This window comes from Armatimonadota bacterium (genome assembly GCA_017993055.1).
GTDB lineage: Bacteria > Armatimonadota > UBA5829 > DTJY01 > DTJY01 > JAGONM01.
This window is the reverse complement of record JAGONM010000013.1, coordinates 45,981-64,589: the sequence shown is the minus strand read 5'-3', so window position 1 is coordinate 64,589 and position 18,609 is coordinate 45,981. Positions and strand designations below refer to the sequence as shown.

General features: G+C 63.1%; 13 protein-coding genes and 1 other annotated feature. Of the genes, 6 read left to right on the top strand and 7 right to left on the bottom strand.

What is annotated here, in order from left to right:
* Positions 1-5 precede the first annotated feature (5 nt).
* Complete coding sequence (locus tag KBC96_07060; protein MBP6964146.1) at positions 6-2,711, top strand: hypothetical protein; 2,706 nt, start codon at positions 6-8, stop codon at positions 2,709-2,711.
* A 286-nt stretch (positions 2,712-2,997) separates the two neighbouring features.
* A complete protein-coding gene (locus tag KBC96_07055) occupies positions 2,998-3,594 on the top strand; it encodes a biotin transporter BioY (protein ID MBP6964145.1) in 597 nt (198 codons plus the stop codon).
* A 5-nt stretch (positions 3,595-3,599) separates the two neighbouring features.
* Here KBC96_07055 and KBC96_07050 read toward each other — a convergent pair whose 3' ends face one another.
* Positions 3,600-4,652: a VanW family protein gene (locus KBC96_07050; GenBank protein ID MBP6964144.1), complete on the bottom strand. Its 1,053-nt coding sequence runs from the start codon at positions 4,650-4,652 to the stop codon at positions 3,600-3,602.
* Positions 4,653-4,996: 344 nt separating this feature from the next.
* On the opposite strand from KBC96_07050, the gene KBC96_07045 reads away from it, so the two are divergent.
* The 4 genes from KBC96_07045 to ilvB all read left to right on the top strand — a co-directional run bounded on the left by KBC96_07045 (position 4,997) and on the right by ilvB (position 10,191).
* Positions 4,997-5,188, top strand: coding sequence for a hypothetical protein (locus KBC96_07045; protein MBP6964143.1), 192 nt, complete (start codon positions 4,997-4,999; stop codon positions 5,186-5,188).
* A gap of 102 nt (positions 5,189-5,290) precedes the next feature.
* Positions 5,291-6,493, top strand: a complete 1,203-nt coding sequence (locus KBC96_07040; GenBank protein ID MBP6964142.1) for a DUF1343 domain-containing protein — start codon at positions 5,291-5,293, stop codon at positions 6,491-6,493.
* A 240-nt stretch (positions 6,494-6,733) separates the two neighbouring features.
* Positions 6,734-8,077: a B12-binding domain-containing radical SAM protein gene (locus tag KBC96_07035; protein ID MBP6964141.1), complete on the top strand. Its 1,344-nt coding sequence runs from the start codon at positions 6,734-6,736 to the stop codon at positions 8,075-8,077.
* 56 nt (positions 8,078-8,133) lie between these two features.
* Positions 8,134-8,400: a binding site (T-box leader), on the top strand.
* Between the two features lie 87 nt (positions 8,401-8,487).
* The gene (gene ilvB / locus KBC96_07030) at positions 8,488-10,191 is read left to right on the top strand and encodes a biosynthetic-type acetolactate synthase large subunit (GenBank protein MBP6964140.1); all 1,704 of its coding nucleotides are present in this window, start codon (positions 8,488-8,490) and stop codon (positions 10,189-10,191) included.
* Here the strand turns inward: ilvB and KBC96_07025 are convergent.
* From KBC96_07025 to KBC96_07000, 6 genes are all read right to left on the bottom strand, one after another.
* The gene (locus tag KBC96_07025; protein MBP6964139.1) at positions 10,188-12,722 is read right to left on the bottom strand and encodes a chitobiase/beta-hexosaminidase C-terminal domain-containing protein; all 2,535 of its coding nucleotides are present in this window, start codon (positions 12,720-12,722) and stop codon (positions 10,188-10,190) included. The genes ilvB and KBC96_07025 overlap by 4 nt on opposite strands.
* A 49-nt stretch (positions 12,723-12,771) precedes the next feature.
* Complete coding sequence (locus KBC96_07020; GenBank protein ID MBP6964138.1) at positions 12,772-13,515, bottom strand: class I SAM-dependent methyltransferase; 744 nt, start codon at positions 13,513-13,515, stop codon at positions 12,772-12,774.
* Between the two features lie 8 nt (positions 13,516-13,523).
* Positions 13,524-14,891 carry a PFL family protein gene (locus tag KBC96_07015; GenBank protein ID MBP6964137.1) on the bottom strand — a complete coding sequence of 456 codons (1,368 nt, stop codon included), beginning with the start codon at positions 14,889-14,891 and terminating at the stop codon, positions 13,524-13,526.
* Positions 14,888-15,511, bottom strand: coding sequence for an ACT domain-containing protein (locus tag KBC96_07010; GenBank protein MBP6964136.1), 624 nt, complete (start codon positions 15,509-15,511; stop codon positions 14,888-14,890). Before KBC96_07010 ends, KBC96_07015 begins: the two co-directional genes overlap by 4 nt.
* Before the next feature lie 129 nt (positions 15,512-15,640).
* Positions 15,641-16,672: a hypothetical protein gene (locus tag KBC96_07005; protein ID MBP6964135.1), complete on the bottom strand. Its 1,032-nt coding sequence runs from the start codon at positions 16,670-16,672 to the stop codon at positions 15,641-15,643.
* A 40-nt stretch (positions 16,673-16,712) separates the two neighbouring features.
* On the bottom strand, positions 16,713-18,557 hold the full coding sequence (locus KBC96_07000; GenBank protein MBP6964134.1) for a hypothetical protein: 1,845 nt from the start codon (positions 18,555-18,557) through the stop codon (positions 16,713-16,715).
* Positions 18,558-18,609: the final 52 nt, after the last annotated feature.

Below are 18,609 nucleotides of genomic sequence, written 5' to 3'. Positions count from 1 at the left end.
TGAGCATGCTTCACCGCATCGCGTTCATATGCACCATCCTGATTCTCTGCGCCACCATCTGCTCTGCACAGGGCCCGTTCCGCGAGGAGTTCGCTGGCGGGAGGGCCGATGCTCATTTGGAGACACACTGCTCGGCGGGGAACAGCATCACCGTGCGAGACGGGGTCGCCCGGATCAGTGCGGACCTGAACTCATATGCTCACCTGTCGAGAAGGCTTGGCTTGGATAACGTCACCGTCTCGGCGAGGATCAAGCCGTCCATACCCGCCGGTGTGAGCTGGTGTACCTCCGTCTTCCTCGTCTGGGACGGCGGCAACTGGTGCCAGATGGGCATGATCTCCCAGCCCGCCGGGGGGAGCGGCTTCTACGCCGTCGAGACCGTCGACGGCGGTACCGTGGAAACCTACCTCGACCCCTGCGACCTCGAGAAGTGGAATTACGTCCGCATCCAGCTTGGCAACGACTGCATCAGGTACATCGCCAGCACGGACGGCAGGGAGTGGAAGGTCCTGCGTCTCATCGAGCGCCCGCGGGAGTTCAACGGAGCGCCGGTCACGCTCTGCGTAGGCAAGGGATACGGACGCGGAAGGGATGCTTACCCCGCCCAGGACCTCGACAACGACTACTCCGACCGCGGGCCGAGGGTTGTCTCGTCCATCGCCGACATAGCTGTGGAGGAGACTCCTGCCGCATTGCTGGCCTTGACCGACTCCGAGCGCAGAGAGCGGGCGGAGATCGGCCTCGATCCGGTCGGCAGGATCGAGCTTGCGCGCAAGGGCGACGTCTCCTACGAGCGGATCTCCAGGTACTACCCGCCGATGAAGTACCCCAAGGAGGCGGTCGGAGTGCCCGAGCATCCGGTGGACATCTGCGTGGATTACCTCGGCCGCCTGCAGCTCAACTACAACACGCCGCTGATCGCCCGGCTCGAGATTGGCGATCCACCGATCCCGTTCGGCGACGAGAAGACCCCGATCACCCGCAAGCTCCTCGACGGATGGATACCCGCCGTCATCCTCACGACCGAGCACGGCGGCGTCCGGTACGAGCTGACCGTCTTCGGCTGGTCGGAAGGATTCAGCCCCGACGCGCCGCTCTTCGCCTACGTCCGGCTCCGTGCGCGAGGCAGCAAGCTGCCCGGTAAGGTGACGCTCGTGTCGGACTCGACCGGCAGGCGGACCGAGTTCCCGATGACCGGCGGAGAGAGCTGCATCAGCATGCCGTTCCCAAGCGCCGACGCTCCCGTCCCCATCACGTCGGACGAGTACGGCCGCACCCTGAAGCAGTACGCCGACTCGTGGCGCAAGGTCCTCGCTCAGGGTGAGCGCATCGAGGTCCCGGAGAAGCGTGTAAACGACGCGTACAAGGCGTGGCTGGCATATTCGCTGCTCGACGTGGACAAGGTCAACGGCTACCCGGAGCCGCGCGACGGCACAGGCTTCTACGAGGAGATCTACGGCTACAGCGCCGCGCTCTACTGCATCATGCTCGACATGTACGGCATGCACGATCAGGCCGAGCGCTATCTCGATACACTCCTGCACTTCCAACAGCCGGACGGCCTGTACACGCAGAACTTCGGTTTGCCGGACACCGGCGGACTCCTGCTCGCACTGGCCGAGCACTACAACTATACCGACGACAAGGTCTGGCTGCAGCGAGTCTCCGACAACATCGTGCGCGCCGGTGAGTGGCTGATCCGCAGGCGAAACGATGCCCCGAAGACCGGCGTCACCCGCGGGCTGATCAAGTTCCGCGCGTACTGCGACTATGCCGAGCCGGTGTACGACTACTACTCAGACTCCTACTGTGCCGTCGGGCTGGCGAAGGCCGCCGTCGCCCTCGATGCCCTTGGAATGACAGACCAGGCCCGCAAGTTCGGCGACGAGGCCGTCCGCTATCGGGCCGACATCATGGCTTCCATGGAGAGAGCCGTGATCGAGAAGGACGGCATGAAGATGCTCCCACTCGAGCCTGAAACCCACCGCCTGCTGAAGGACAGCCGTTACACCGGTGGCGACTACTATGGTCTCGTTGCTTCCTCTATGTTGGAGAACGAGCTTATTCCTGCCGATGACAGGCGCGCGTGGTGGGTGACGGACCTGATGGAGCAGCGAAACGGCCTTATCGCCGGGCTGTGCAAGTTCCAGTCCGGAGGCATAGACCACGCCTACACCTACGGCTATCTGCTGACTCAGCTCAAGCGGAATGACGCGCGCAAGGTCATCCTCGGCTTCTACGGCATGCTGGCCTATGGGATGACCCGCGAGACATACTCCGGTGTCGAATGTACGGGCATCGTGACCGGCAACAACTACTGGACGCTTCCGCATCTCTACTCGAACACCCAGCAATTGAAGCTCCTCCGCATGATGCTCCTGCGCGAGGATGAGGATTCGCTGCTGATCGGCGACGCGATCCCGCGCGCGTGGCTCGAGGACGGCAAGGTCGTGCAGGTAGAGGAAACCCCGACGCGCTTCGGGGAGGTCTCCTTCGAGATCGTCTCCCAAAGTCACTCAGGCTTGATCGAAATCAGACTCACGCCTCCGCAGCTTCGGCCGCCCGACCGGGTCCGAATCCGCCTTCGCCATCCGGACGACCTGCCCATTCGATCGGTCACTGTCAACGGCCGGGCGCACCAACGGTTTGCCCGCGACTATGTCGAGATGCCGCGCTTGACCGGTCCCGTCGAAGTCCGAGTACAGTACTGAAGCGAGTCAAGCCTCACGCACTTTTTTCAGGTTTCTCGAACGAATCCGGCGGTTTGGCACGAATCTTGCAGGTAGTACCACCTGGTAAGTAGCATCTCTTTCTCCTTCCTTACCACTTTTGACGCGTCGGGGATGGCTAGGCCCGCGGCGCGCAGGCCCGTTGGCTCAAACCCCAGCGGGCTTTTTCTTTTGCTCCCCGTTTGACACCGGCCTGTTCCATTCGGTATGATGAGCGCCGGTGGCGAATCTCGGACATCAGTTGTCGTCAGGTGCGCGGAGGAGAGACATGGGAGTTCACTTCAGGGCATCCGCCCTTCGCAGGGAAGAGATTCACGGGAAGTTGCTGGTTTCGCTCGCTTTCGCCGGGATCACGGCGGTTGCGGCCCAAGTCGCGATCCCGCTAGGGTTCACGCCGGTGCCGGTGACTCTCCAGGTGCTCGCCGTGATTCTCTCAGGCTTGGTTCTCGGGAGCCGATGGGGGGCGATCAGCCAGATGCAGTACCTCGCGGTCGGCGCCCTGGGGATGCCGGTCTTCGCTCAGTGGAACGGCGGGCCTACTGCGTTCTTCGGCCCGACGGCGGGCTACCTGGTCGGATTCGTGCCGGCGGCGTTTGTCGCGGGATGGGTCTTCGAGAAGCTTGGAGCGCGCAGCAGGTCGGGCGCCTGGGTTGCCGGGATCGCCGGGGTCTGCGCGATCTATGCCTGCGGCGCCGGTTGGCTGAGCGTGTGGATGGCGCTGTTCACATCGACGCCGCTCACGATCGAAGCCGTCTTGGCGATGGGTGTCGCGCCGTTCATCGGGGTTGACCTGCTCAAAGCGGTTGTGGCTTCGGGCATCGCAACCGCCGGGCGGACGAAAATCCGCACCGCGATGCATCTCTAGCCGGCCTAGTCCGGCGATCCCGTGCGGGAGTCTCTCTCGACCGAGATGTCGGGTGACAAAGGCAGGACATCGAAGTCCGTCGGTATCGGCAGATATATCGGCGGCGGCAGCAGTCCGTTCGTGTCCGCAGCGGCCGTGCCGGATTCCCGCGGCCCCGGATTCACTCGTACGATCTCGTTCCTCGGGCGCATGAAGTCCCTGTTCATGACCTCTCTGCCGACGACCTTCCCGTTCTGTCTGATGATCCGCACGATCGAGACCGAGTGTCCGGGGCGGCCCTTCTGCTCCACGACCTGCTCCCCTTCCGGCACGCTCTCGTCCGCCGTCTGGACGACCTCGTAAGGCAACGGCTCGAAGTCCTCCGAGACGATCTCGATCTCGCGCCCGGGTTGCCTGGTCCCGTAGAACGCCACGACCAACTTGTCATCCTGCACGATCGAGCGTATCAGGACGACCGCTCCGGTGTTGTTCCTGAACTTCAGGTCGAGCACACCGTAGGCAACCGCGCTGTCCCGTCCCGGTTCTGCGTAGGCGACCGGTCCGGAGTGAGGGTGCCGCTCGATGATCGCCATGCCCGTCTCGAGTGCGACGTTGTAGACCGCCGTCGAGGCGATGCATATCCCCCCGCCGACCCCCGTGACCAGTTGCCCGTTCGAGTACATCAGGCCGGACTGGAAACCCCGCTCCGGCGTGCGTATCCCGACTGTTCCGTTGAAGGAGAATACTTCGTTCGGTTGGAGGATCGTATCGTCAATCGCCTCCGCGGACAGCCTGACGTTCGCTGCGGACTCGAAATCCCGGCTGCCGAGGTCAATCACGCGCGAACCCAGGAGGCTGGTCTTGCTGGCGGCGAATGCTGACTCGAGCACAGCCGCATCGCGTGCGCTCGAGGAAGCCGTCGAGGCAAGGAGCGATGAGTACTCGACCTCGCCAGACAGAGGAAAGCCGGCGACTATAGGCGCGCGTACGCCGACAAACGGCGATGTCGCAAGCAGGTATGCGACTGCCCCGATGGCCGCTGCTGCCGACGTCTTCGTGACTGTAGACTTCCCTCTCACCGGACCTCCGTGCCCAGTGGCTGCGGGCACCTCTATCTTCTACTGCTCTCGGCTCTGGAAGGTTCCCGCCGTTGGCTGAACTTCTCGAACACAAACATCCTACCATCTATTATGGCAGCCAGTCAAACTATGCACAGGTTTGTCCGTGTAGCCGATCGACACCAGCACCGGGCGGCGTCCGTTTCGGTGCGGACCCCCCAAGCGGAACCCGGCATCGAACCGTGTTTGACGCGGCCTCGTTCGGTTGCTACAATCACGGTTGAGGGATTCCGTCGCAGGCGCTGTCCAGCCTTCCGTCGGTGTTCAGCCGTGCTCGCGTCTTCCTCGCAGAGGTGAGGTGAGTGATGAAGCTCTTCAGAACCAAGACATGGTCGCCGATGAGCGTCGCCAGTCTGAAGTGGTGCTGCATCCTCTTCGGCATGATCGCCGGGGCGTACCTCTCGGACTTCACGAAGAGCCACGTCTGGTTCTTCGCGGCTGGGGCTGTGCTCCTCTCCATCAAGCCGTTCGTCACCTACTTCGGCCGGAACGACTGAGCATGGACTTCTTCGGGGTTGCGCAGAGGAAAGTGTCTGATCGTTGACAGCGCGATCTTCGGTTGGCTACAATCGCCTGACGTTGTTGCAGAGGCAAGGCAGATGAACCTGGGAATAGACGAACTACTTCAGAACCATGAACTCCGAGCGCCGATCGCAGGCAAGCGAGTTGCACTCCTCGGCCATCCCGCGTCGGTGACGAGCGAGTGCCGGCACTCGCTCGACGAGCTGATCGCCTGCCCGGACGTCAATATCACCGCCGCGTTCGGACCCCAGCACGGGATGCGCGGCGACAAGCAGGACAACATGATCGAGTCGGCAGACTACGACGACCCGCAGTACGGCATCCCCGTCTTCAGCCTCTACGGGGAGGTCCGACGGCCGACCGAGGCCATGATGGATACGTTCGACGTCCTGCTGGTTGATATCCAGGACATCGGCACGCGCATCTACACCTTCATCACGACGCTCACCTACATGCTCGACGCCTGCGCCGCGCGCGGCAAGTCGCTCTGGGTGCTCGACCGCCCGAATCCCGCTGGCCGGCCGATCGAGGGCACCATTCTCGAACCCGGCTGGGAGAGCTTTATCGGATGCGCCCCCCTCATTATGCGCCACGGACTAACCCCGGGCGAGATCGCCGGGTGGTACGTCGAGCTGAAGGGCCTCGACGTGGACCTCCGTGTCATCGCCATGGCCGACTACGATCCCGACGCCGCGCCCGGATTCGGATGGCCGATCATGGAACTGTCCTGGGTGAACCCGAGCCCGAACGCGTCCAGCCTGAACATGGCGCGGTGCTTTCCCGGCACAGTGCTCTTCGAGGGAACCACAATGTCCGAGGGGCGGGGCACGACTTCCTCCCTGGAACTCATCGGTGCGCCCGACATTGATGCCTGCCGGGTGCTCGAGCGAATGAAGGATCTGGCACCCGAATGGCAGTCCGGGTGCCTCCTCAGGCCGTGCTGGTTCGAGCCGACATTCCAGAAACACGCCGGGAGGCTCTGCTCGGGCATCATGATCCACACCGACAACGCCTGCTACCGCCACGATCTCTTCCGGCCTTACCGCCTCGGCGCCCTCATGCTCAAGGCGATCCGGCTGGAATACCCGGACTACGCGCTCTGGCACACTCTCCCCTACGAGTACGAGACCGATCGTCTAGCGATTGACCTGCTCTCCGGCGGTACGTTCCTTCGCGAGTGGGTGGACGATCCATCAGCCGCTCCCGCCGACTTCGACACCCGACTCTTGGCCGACGAGGAGAAGTGGGAGGCCGTCCGCCGGCCCTACCTTCTCTACTGACGTTGCCCGCCACCGCGCGACTCCCTGGGTCTGATTGCCAGACACTCGTTAGATCGACCGGATATCTGGGTATATACATATCGGATACGGATATCCGGACGATGGCTGTCCAGTAACACTTGCATTGAGCGTCGGCAAGTGGTATGCTGGCAATGGCTTTGATGATGCTTGTAGCCCGACTGCGACGCGGATGACCCGCTTCAGGCACACTGATCTGCCGGAAAGGCTGGGCTCAAGCACATGACCCGCAGCAAACCGAAACTCCTCATTATATCTCCGTCCTGGACGCACACCTGGTGGAAGGGCGGAAAGGTACTAGCGCCGCCCCTGGCCCTCCCTCTGCTCGCCGGACTGACCCCCTCGAACATTGACGTTCGGCTCATTGACGAGAACATCGAGAAGACCGATCTCGAGGCCGACGCGGATCTGGTAGCCATCTCCTGCATGACCGCCTCGGCGCCGAGAGCTTACGAGATCGCGGACGCATTCCGACGGCGGGGTATTCCCGTCGTCCTGGGCGGTATTCATCCCACGGTCATGCCCGACGAGGCGAGCCTGCATGCCGACGCGGTCGTTGTCGGCGAGGCCGAGCCGGTATGGCAGACGATCCTGAACGATTTCGCCGCCGGCGGCCTGAAGCCCCGCTACGAGAACCAGGGGCTCTCGAACATGGAGGGCCTGCCGCTCCCTCGTCGCGATCTCCTGAAGGGCGACCGGTATCTCACGGTCAACGTTGTCCAGACTGCGCGAGGATGTCCGAACGGCTGTAGTTTCTGCTCCGTGAGCACGGTCTCCGGCCGAAGATACCGATTCCGCCCGATCCCGGAGGTCGTCGAGGAGTTGAAGACCCTTCGAGGATGGGTCGGTTTCGTTGATGACAACATCGTCGGCTCGTCCCGTCGCGCTAAGGAACTGTTCGAGGCGCTCATCCCGCTCAAGATCAAGTGGGTGGGGCAGGGCGACCTGAGCATGGCGAAAGCCCCGGAGCTGATGAGGCTCGCGGTACGAAGCGGCTGCCAGGCGTTGTTCGTTGGATTGGAGTCCGTCTCGCAGGAGAACCTTCTCGCCACATCGAAACGGCCGAACATCGGGCTCGACATGGGCGAAGCGATTGACACTATCCACCGGGCGGGGATCGAGATCATCGGCTCGTTTGTGCTCGGGCTTGACGGGGACGACAAGGATGTCTTCAAGCGCACCGCCGATTTCGCGAAGAATCACAAGCTGGTCGCCGCGCAGTTCTCGGTGCTGACCCCGTTCCCCGGCACTGTATCCCGTCGCGAACTCGAGGACGAGGGGCGCGTCACCGACTCGGACTGGTCGCACTACACGATGAGTAACGTGTCATTCCGACCGAAGCACATGACGGCGCAGGAACTCTACGATGGGCAGAAGGCGACGTACCGGAGCTTCTATTCGATCCAGTCTATTTTCGTGCGGAGCCTGAACCTGCGCGGGAAGATCATCCCGCGCCTTCTTGTGAACCTCAGCTACCGATTCATCAGCCGCGGCAAGGCGCTCTGCAAGGGCCTCCCCCGCCACCGCACGGTCGCGGTCCCCCGCAAGGCGACCGATCAGGTCTAGACGTTGACAACTCAGCCGGAGTGTGGTATATTTCCAGTGACAATCGCATAGGCCCATCAAAGGCGTTGACGAGGAAGAGTAGACCTGCCGGACGGTCCCAGAGAGCCGGGTTGCTGAGAGCCGGTATCCGAAAGCAGATCGAACGTCGCCTTCGAGCCGGAGTGACGAAAGTAAGACGATCGAGTAGCCCCTCCCGGGCGGTTCCCGTTACAGAGCCAGAGCATGGCGGATTATACTCCAAGTGCTCAATGAGGTCGGTGCTGAGAGGCATCGGCGAATCGGGGGTGGTACCACGAAAGGTTCATGAGCCTCTCGTCCCTATGGAGGGATGAGAGGCTTTTTGCATTCGGCGATGAGTCCTATGGGTCATATTGGTCACATATGTCCCATATCCTTGAGAGGAGACACACATGGCGACAGGCGAGAAGATGAACGGCGCTCGGGTGCTCATCGAGGCGCTCGCGGACGAGGGGGTCGAGATCATATTCGGCTACCCCGGCGCGGCCACGATCCCGATCCACGACGTGCTGATGGAGGGCAGGATCCGCCACGTCCTCGTCCGCCACGAGCAGGGAGCGGCCCACGCGGCGGATGGATACGCCCGCGCGACCGGCAAGGTGGGGGTCTGCCTCGCTACGTCCGGGCCCGGCGCGCTCAACCTCGTCTGCGGGATCGCCACCGCCTACATGGACTCCGTGCCGATGGTCGCGATCACCGGCCAGGTCGCCACGTTCAAGCTCGGCACCGATGCTTTCCAGGAAGCCGACACGACCGGCGTAACCGATCCGATCGTGAAGCACAACTACCTCGCGAAGGACGTGAGCGAGATCCCGGCGGTCGTGCAGGAGGCGTTCCACGTCGCCTCCACCGGTCGTCCCGGCCCGGTGCTGATTGACATCCCGCTCGACCTTTCGTTCGCCGAGATCGAGTACCGGCGTCCGCCGAAGATCAACATGCTCGCCTACAAGCCGACAGTCATCGGCCACCCGGGCCAGATCAAGAAAGCCGTCGCGCTGATCGACGCCTCTGAGAAGCCTCTCATCATCGCCGGTGGTGGAGTGATCGCCGCCGATGCGTCCGGTGAGTTGAGGCGGCTGATGGAGAAGGCGAACATCCCGGTGGTCTACACGCTCATGGGCAAGGGTGCGTTCCCCGACGGCGATCCGCTGAACCTCGGGATGCTCGGCATGCACGGCTCGCCGTACGCCAATCATGCCGCGAAGGGCTGTGACCTCCTCATCGCGGTGGGGATGCGGTTCAGCGACCGGTCCACCGGCAAGACGTCGGCCTTCGCGCCCGACGCGCAGGTCGTCCACATAGACGTGGATCCGGCGGAGATCGGCAAGATGCGCCGCCCGACGGTCCCCATCGTGGGCGACGCAAAAAACATCCTCCACTCGCTCGGGTCGAAGGTTCGCGAAGCGAGGCACCAGGAGTGGATCGCACAGCTCGAGAAGTGGCGCAAGAAACACGTGACCCGCCAGCCGAAGGACTGCGGCAGGATCATGCCGCAGGAGATCTTCGACGCGATCAACCACGTCATCCTGAACTCGATTCAGGATCAACAGGCCATCGTCTGCACCGACGTCGGCCAGCACCAGATGTGGGCCGCGCAGAGCATCCTGACCAGGCGCCCGAGGCAGTTCCTGTCCAGCGGCGGGCTCGGCACGATGGGCTACGGGCTCCCGGCGGCGGTCGGCGCGCAGATGGGGATGCCGGACGCGACGGTGTTCGTGATCGCGGGCGACGGGAGCATCCTGATGAACAACCAGGAGCTGATGACGGCGGTCGAGCAGCGCCTGCCGATCAAGATCGCGCTCTTCAACAACGGCTATCTCGGCATGGTGCGTCAGTGGCAGCAGATCTTTTACGACCGCCGGTACGCCTCGACCGACATCTCGTGCCAGCCGGACTTCGTGGCGCTGGCGAAGGCATACGGCGCGGAGGGCCTGCGGGTGGAGAAGTCGGAGGAGATCATGCCGGCGCTCGAGGCGGCGATGAAGATCACCGACCGCCCGTGCCTCATCGAGTTCCTAGTCGCCCGCGAGGCGAACGTGCTTCCGATGATCCCCGCCGGCGGCTCGACCGACGACATGATCCTGGAGATGGACTAGGGGTACGGCACGATATCCGCCTGGTTTCTCGGAAGGATGATGCGGTAGTAGGCGCCGCCGTAGTTGACGCACTGGCACACGCCGGTGACCGTCATACGCTGGCCCATCTGCGGTGGCGTGATCGAGGCCCCTGCCGCGATCCGCACGCCGGGATAGCCGGAGTAGTCGGTCACGCTCGAGCCGTCCGAGATCACGAAGTAGTAGACGCCCGGCTGGGAGTACGTCACCTCCCCCGAGGTTGTCACCAGGAGGCCGATGCTGTTCAGGCCCAATCCTCCGATCACCCCTCGGTGTCCCGCTCCGGTGAGCGGATCGTAGAACCAGTCCGAGCCGCCGACCGCCCTGTTCGCGAGCAGGAGTGGAGCGACGCTACCGGTGTTGTACGGAGGAGGAGACTGGACGGCCGTACCGAACTGAAGGTGTCTCTCGCCGGTGGTCTTTGTTCGGAGTTGGCCGCTGACATCTACTCTCATGCCGACCTGAAGGCCGTGTCCCGGCACGTCAACCCGAATGCCGCAGGACCGGTCGTCTTCCTCGATGTAGAAGAAGCTTCCAAACGCAGCGCTCACGATCGCCCGGTTGACCGAGACGATCAGATAATCCGGGAGACGCTTGATCGGCGATATCTTGTTGAAGCTGTAGACTGCGCTCTTCACGCCGCTCGGAGTCCAACCGGCTCTCCACGCCCTGGCCTTGAGCAGCGTGTACTCGGTCACCAGCACAGGCCCCGTCACCCATCCATCCTCCTGAGTAGAATCCCGTCCGTCGGTGGTGTAATGGATCTCTGCTCCGGGTGTCGCGGAGGAAATCGTGACGTACTGCTCGCCCTGATACGTCCCGCCGTCCGGACTGAACTCAGGCGTTGCGACCCTGAAGCTGTAGACCGCGCTCTGGACTCCGCTCGGCGGCCAGCCGTTCTTGAATGCCTTAGCTCTGAGGGTCAGACTGTGGTCAACTTGGATCGACGAGCCTGACTCAACTACCGGATCGGCCTCAGTCGGGTCTATGTCGGTGGTGGTGTAGTGGATCGTGGCGCCCGGGGTAGGGCAGGTGATGGTCACGCTCTGGGGCTGATCGAAGTCACCGCCGTCTGGATCGAATACCGGCATAGCAGCCGGCTCCAAAGTGACCCCAGTGAACGCCTTGAGGCAAACGTTTGCCTGGAACATGTCGAGTTCCAGTTCGATCGCGTCCATCCACGCGAGGCCGTCGCTGCTAACGAAGCTCTCGCCCGGGTTCGATGTCGCCGAGCTTGTGTAGCCCTCAAACATGTATTCGACCGGGATCGGATATGCATAGCCGGGAGTGGCATTTCGCACGACGACCGAGAACTTGTGTCCCGCCAGGAGTGCGACCGGCGCATCCAGGGCGAGGATGTGATATCCGGCGGCTGCGAATGTCCCACTCTTCGTTGCGACTGGGCCTGATGGGTTTGTCGGTCCGCCGACCGGATCGAGATAGACCTGCACCGTGTAGCTGCAGTTCGGGACCGCGCTGTACCAGCTCACCGCCCTGAGCTGTTCGTCACGACCGGCGGTGAAGACGTTGGCGAACCAGTCGTCTCCGTCGCAGTAGCCGTAGTCGCCGACCCAGCCGAGCGGATCGTACTCGTATACGCGGTCAATGTCTTCATCCGGATCCGAGGTCGTGACCAACCCGGTGTCCATGCCGATCCACGTGTCGTAGTAGGACACGTAGAAGTACCCGCTCTCGCCCCAGCTCGCACCCCAGCTGTTCCGGACTATGAACGCGCCGTTGCCCGGCGGCTCGGCGAGGAACCTGCCCTTGTCGTAGTTGTCGTCCCAGCCGACGAGGCAGACGGCGTGGACCGACGAGAACGGGCCTGAATCGAAGTAGGAGGACGATGGCTCGTTGTAGCACGCCGGGTCCCAGCACATCACGGTATAGACCGCGCCATTGGTCATAATGGCTGTCTTGAGCGCGCCATTGTCGAGCGGCCCGGACCTGTCGGGGATGAAGCTCACGTCCCCTAGGCGTCGGCGGGCTGGGATTTCCGTCGATGAGGTGCAGCCTGGGACGTACAGATCGTCGGCTTCGAACAGAGGGTCGCTCCAGCGGGCCATGCACGCCGTTGCCATGATGAGGTTTCCGCCGGTGCAGGGGAGGATGTCGAACCCGTGTTTGCAGTTCAGGTGGTGTTCGGAGAGATCGAGCGTCCGGCTTGGCAGAGCGGCCGACTCGATCATCCCGTAGAGCGCAAAGGCCCAACAGGATGAGCACATTCCCTGGTCCCTGACGGCGGTGAGCTTCCCCTGTGTTCGGAGGTCATACGTCGCAGGGAGTCCATCCCCAACCAATGGGGACGGAGCGATCGTGCCTCTGTGACGCGATGGATTGACCGGCGAGGGCATGACTCCCAGCGCGTGTCCGACCGGGGCCGATGTCGTCGTGCGTTTGTGCAGGTAGTCGAGAAATGCGGGATCGGGCGGCGCAAGCTTCCCGCCGATCTTCTGGCCCGCTGCCGGCAGACTGAGTATCAGGAGAACCGTTGCCCAGACAGCCCTTCTCATACTAACATTCCCATCCTATAAAATGTTATACCCACTCACCCCGAGTTTTCTAACGGACGGAGACTTCCAGCCCTTCGGGATCGAGGATGACGTTCACGCTCGCGGCGCAGTTTGCCGGGTCGCGGACGAAGTCGAGGTAGAACTTCAGCCGCTCGAAGCAGTTGACGCTATTGTGCGCGAGGACAACGCTTCCCGGCGGCATGCGGTCGATGCACGCCTCGAGGATGTCGAGGTAGACTCCCTTGCCCCTGCCGCCCGCGCCGTCGGCGTCGAGGTAGAGCAGGTCGATCTGCCCGTCGAAGTCGCGCACTACATCCACCGCGTCGGCGGCGACTATGCGGGCGACTCCCGTCGGGTCGATGCGCCGGACGTTCCGCTCGGCGCGCTCGGCCTCCTCGGGCTTGATCTCGATGCCTATCAGGTTCTCCGCCGTGTAGCACGCGCCCGGCCCGACCGCCGCGCCCGCGTTCGAGATGAACGTGTTCCCGCAGTAGACTCCTGCGGCGATCATGTTGTTCGGCTGCTTGATCGCATTGATCGCCCAGATCAGCCGCTGCATGCGTGGAGTGATCGCGGTCCAGGGAATCTCGAACAGGTCGCGCACGGCCCGCCGGTGGGCGAGGAACTTGTCAAGGTCATACTCCGCGTGGGGGATTATGCCGGGATCCACCAGGGCCCGAAGCGCCCCGTCCACGACCTCGATCTCGCGCTCGATCGGCTCCAGCGCCTCGTGCGGCTGCCGGACATCCATGCGGTATGTCTCCCAGTCAGGGGTCTGATATGTGCCTGCCATGAGTCTCTCTAGTTATTCAAACTCGTCAGGGGCGCCGGAATCCGGCCGCCGTGGGAGACGAAGGCGTCGGAGGTGTGGTTCGGGACCGCCAGGATCGGGCTCTCGCCGAAGAGGCCGCCGAAGACCGCGCGGTCGCCCGCCTTCTTGTCCGGGACCGGGATCAGCCGCACCGAGGTCGTCTTCCCGTTGACCACTCCGATCGCCAGCTCGTCCATCGCAATCGCCGTGAGCGTCTCGGCGGACGTGTCGCCGGGGAGCGCGATCATGTCGAGCCCGACCGAGCAGACGCTCGTCATCGCCTCGAGCTTTTCGAGCCTCAGATGCCCGTCCTCGACCGCCTTCGCCAGTGCCGAGTCCTCCGCGACCGGGATGAACGCGCCGGAGAGCCCGCCGACCGAAGACGATGCGAACGATCCGCCCTTCTTGACGGCGTCGTTAAGCATCGCAAGCGCCGCGGTCGTGCCCGGCCCGCCGATCTGCGGAATCCCCATCGCCTGGAAGATCTCCCCGACGCTGTCGCCGACCGCCGGGGTGGGTGCGAGCGAGAGGTCCACGATCCCGAACTCCGCGCCGACCGACCTCGCGACCTCACGCCCGATCAGTTCTCCGCAGCGGGTGACTCGGAACGCGGTGCTCTTGATCTGCTCGGCGATGTCGCCCAGCGTGCAGTTCGGCGTCGTCTCCCTCAGCCGCTCGATCGCGCGCTTCACGACGCCCGGCCCGCTGACTCCGATGTTGATGACGGTCTCCGGCTCACCAACGCCCTTGTACGCGCCCGCCATGAACGGGTTGTCCTCGGGGATATTGGCGAAGACGCTGAGCTTGGCGCACCCGAATCCGTCGTGCTCGGCGGTACGCGCGGCGATATCGAGCAGGATCCGACCCAGGAGCAGGAGCCCCTCCACGTTGATCCCCGCCTTCGTGCTCGCGGCGTTGATCGAAGCGCAGAGCCTGGAGGTCTGCGAGAGCACGTCAGGAAGGCTCTCGATGAGCGTCCGGTCAGCCTCGCTCATGCCCTTCTGGACGAGCGCCGAGTAGCCGCCGATAAAGTCCACCCCGGCATCCGAGGCGGCCGCATCGAGCGTGTGGGCAAGTTGGAGGAGCGCATCCCGGTCGTGGCCGGCCATCACGTCGGCGATCGGGCTCACGGCCACGCGCTTGTTGACGATGGGAATGCCGTACCGCTTGGAGATCGAGTCGCACGCGCCGACGAGTGGCGATGCACACCGCACGATCTTCTCGCGAACGAGCCGGCAGACTCGCTCGATACCCCTGTCCGCGCAGTCGAACAGGTCGATTCCCATGTTTACCGCGCGCACGTCCAGGTGCTCCTTCTGGAGCATGTCAATCAGTTCGAAAGTCTCTTCTCGACTCATCCGCCTGCTCCCCGCGTTATCTCGATGACCGGCCTGACGTCACTCGTCGCGCGGAAGATGTTGTCGTGCTGGAGGTGAATCACCAGCCCGAACTCGCCGCCGACGCCCTCGAGCCCGGCTTGGACCGACTCTGCGTCAACGCCTTCGGGAATGGATACCTCCGCCAGCATGAGGAGGATGCCCTCGTGGACGTAGCAGTAGAAGTCCTCGATGTTGATGCCGTTCTCGGCGAGGTACGAGGTCGTCCGCGCGATGATTCCCGGCTGATCGACACCGCGCATGGTGAGGGTGAAATGCTCAACGATGCCTTCATCGGGCGCGGGCTGCTCGACATACGGCTTCACCCCGACCTCGAGTTCGCCCGATGCTCCGCATTCGCTGACTGCCCGGCGTACCTCCGATTCGGCCCGCTCGTCGGGCACCTCGACGGAGATGATGAGGGTGAAGTATCCGCGCACGACGGTCTCGCTGAGGCGGGTGATGTTGCCCCCGAGTCCCGCGAGGGCGCTGCTGACGTCGCGCACGATCCCCACGCGGTCTCGCGCCATCGCGGTGACGATGAAGTCTCTCATGCGCCCATTGTAGCAGGACACGCGGTCCCGCGCCAGTCGCACCAGCACGTTGGGGGCCAACCCACACGTTGGGGCGGGAGTTGCACTCCTGCCCCGATCACTGGTTTAGGAGTTGAACTCATCCTATGAGTGACGCGGGAGGGAGTCCAACTCCCTCCTGAACGAGGGTGACTCCACTCAGTCCGTGATGTTGTCCTTCACGATGTGGCCGGCGCCTTCGTCGTAGATCAGCGGCTTCCCGGTGTTGTGGATGAAGATGTTGTCCTTCACGATCCAACCGCGGCAACCCTCACCGACGATCAGGCTCGAGCTGTGCTTCGCTGTGCCCGCGTCCCAACTGAAGATCTGGTTGGAGGTGAAGGTGGTGCTCGTGGCGTTGGTCGCCGTGACCGCCGGGTACTTGCCGAACTCCGACTCCGAGTTGGTGTGGACAGTGTTGCCGGTGAAGATCGTCAGCATGCAAGACCAGGGGTCCGGCCCGCCGATGATCACGCCTTCCTTGAGCGAGTTCTCGAAGCGGTTGTTTTCGATGCGGTTGAAATGGGAGTGCGGCCCGAGCCTCAGCGCGACCTCGTTGCCCCAGTGGTAGTTCATGGAGTAGGTCCCGGCGGACGAGTGGTCGAGTCGAACGCCGGTCTTGGGGGTGCCGCCGTGCGTCCCGAACTGGTTCTGCAGGATGTAGAAGTCGTTGTTGTTGTAGCTGTAGAGCTGGTCTTGGAGGTTGCTGATGAAGTGGCACCGGCTCACGGTGTTGGACGACTGCGCGCTCTTCTCCGGACCCTCGAAGCGAACCCCGCTCACTGGGAATACTGCGATCCGGCAGAAGTCGACGGTGTCCGATCCGCAGGCGCCCTTGAAGACGATCCCGGAGCCGGCGTCCTTGCTGCCGGTGATCATCAGGTTTCTCACGCTGCAGTGGCCGCAGTCTTCGAAGACCAACGCGTCGCCCTTGCCCGACATGAGGATCTCGACGTCCCACCCTGTGCCGACGATGTTGATGCGGTTCATGCCCTTGAAGACGATGGGCTTGGTGATAACGTACCGGCCGGTCGCCAGGCGGATGGTGCCGCCGTCCTTCCCGACCTTCGCGGCCGCCGAGAGTAGCTGCGGGGTCGTCTTTACCTCCCAGAGCTTCGGGCCGGCGGATTCGGCGAAGCAGACACTGAGTAGAAGTGCAAAGAGCGCACAGATACCGGTCAGTCTTCTCATGATGAAATCTCCGATGGCGTCGAAAAGCTCTGTCGGCGTCCTACTTTGACGCTGGTGTGCCTTCTCTCTCTTCGTCCGATGGCGAAGGCCAACCTCGGGGCTGATTCAGTTCCGCCAGGAATAACCCACAGCATTCGGGCCCCGGCACAGCGAACGCCTCCTCGCCCCTGGATGCTGCCTCTGATGCGCCGTTCCTGATCGCTTCGTAGTAGCTTGGCGGATAAAGCTCGAAGTCCCACTCGGCCTTGATGGCGTCGTCCCTGTCGCCGCGCCCTCTGTACACGATCTTCAGCGTGCACGACCTCAGCCTCCAGAGATCGGTCAACTCCTCGCTCAGTGTGACAGGCCACCTGTAATTCTCGGAATCCTTAGCCCAGTCTTGGACCAACGCCAGTTGCTCGACGCTCATCTCCGACGTCGAGAGTCCTGTCTCGGATACCGCCGCCTGCCACTGTCCGGCGGTTAGCGAGCCGGCTACTCTGATCGCTCCCTGGCAGCTGATGATCGCCCAGCCGTAGCCCGTCTTGTACATCTCGAGGTCTTCGAGCTGTAGCCTGCTGAGGTTCGCCATTTCGAACGCGTCTTGCAGCCGAACACCGCCATACCGATCCCTGGCCGCTCTCCACCTGGCCAACAGCCGCTCGGGGATCTCCCTGTCGCGGTCCGAGGGCCATTGCCTGCTGGAGAAGATCCGAATCTCCCCGGACCTGCCGACGATCGAGCGGGTATCCCTCGCTGCCTGGTCCAGCACGTCGTCCGCCGTCTTGAACGCAGGGTGGTCTCCGGTCAGAATGCCCGTGATGATCCCTGGCTGTTTCACGCGCGTATAGTAGTCGGAGATCACGCATGTCCCGGTGACGTCGAAGACCTGTTCCATGACCTCATACAGAGTGGTCCGGGACGCTATCTTCAGTTTCAGGTCGGGTCTCGTATCTGGAGCCGAATCAGCATCTGTCGGTGCGGTCGACTCGGCTTCGGGCTGATCCAGGGGCACACTGATCACGGAACCGGCGCCTCCGGCGATCTCGCCGTTGTCTGAGACATACTCGAACATGTAGGTCAGGCAGGGCTTGTTCTGCCATGACGTCATCTCGAGTTGCAGGGTCAGGCCGCCGATCTCGTCGGGGAGGGGTTGCTGGTCAGGGAAGCGCCACTCATTCGCTCGAATGCTACTCGTAAGCGCTTCGGACCTGGTCTCGAACCTCTGCCTGAGGGAGGTGGCCATATCCACAGTATGGATCGCCACCTTCTGTCCCGCCCAGAGTGCCTGAGCCTGAGTCTGACCGAGGCCGGTGTACGCGGTGACGGCAGCGAGGGTTCCCGCATAGGATCCGAAAGCCGCAAACGCCGCATACCGGTCGGGATCCTCGCGCATGAGCTTCTCCCGCTGCTGGGGCGCCATGGTGTTGAACTCCTTCGCCAGCGACGCAGGATCCTTGCCCTCGGCCTCGATATCGGCAATCTGCTGGGCGAGCATGTCAATGTGTGCGTGCAGCTTCTCGACTTCTTCCTGCTTGATGCGCTCGGCCGCCTGCCGGGTCTTCATGTCTTCCCAGAAGTTGTAGATCCACTCGTCCTTCCGCCCCTCACGGGTACACATCAGGTGCAGGCAGTCCTTGAGGGCATCCCTCAGCGAGGACAGGGGTGTATCCTTGATGAAAACAGCGACCTTGATGTCAGCCGCGTCCTTCCTGGCAACCATCTTGACGCCGGTCCCTGCCGTGACCTCTCTGAGGAAGTCGCCCAGCGGCTTCCCGACGGCCTTGATCGTTACCTTCTGATCGAGCCGCGCATCCGGCTCCGGCTTTTCGTCAGGGTCGGATGCGCAAAATGCGGTAGTACTGAGCATGCCAAGTAAACAGGCTGCAAGCACCAATCGTTTCACGTCATTCCCTCCAGCGAATAGACATATCATACATCATACTAGACGCGATGGC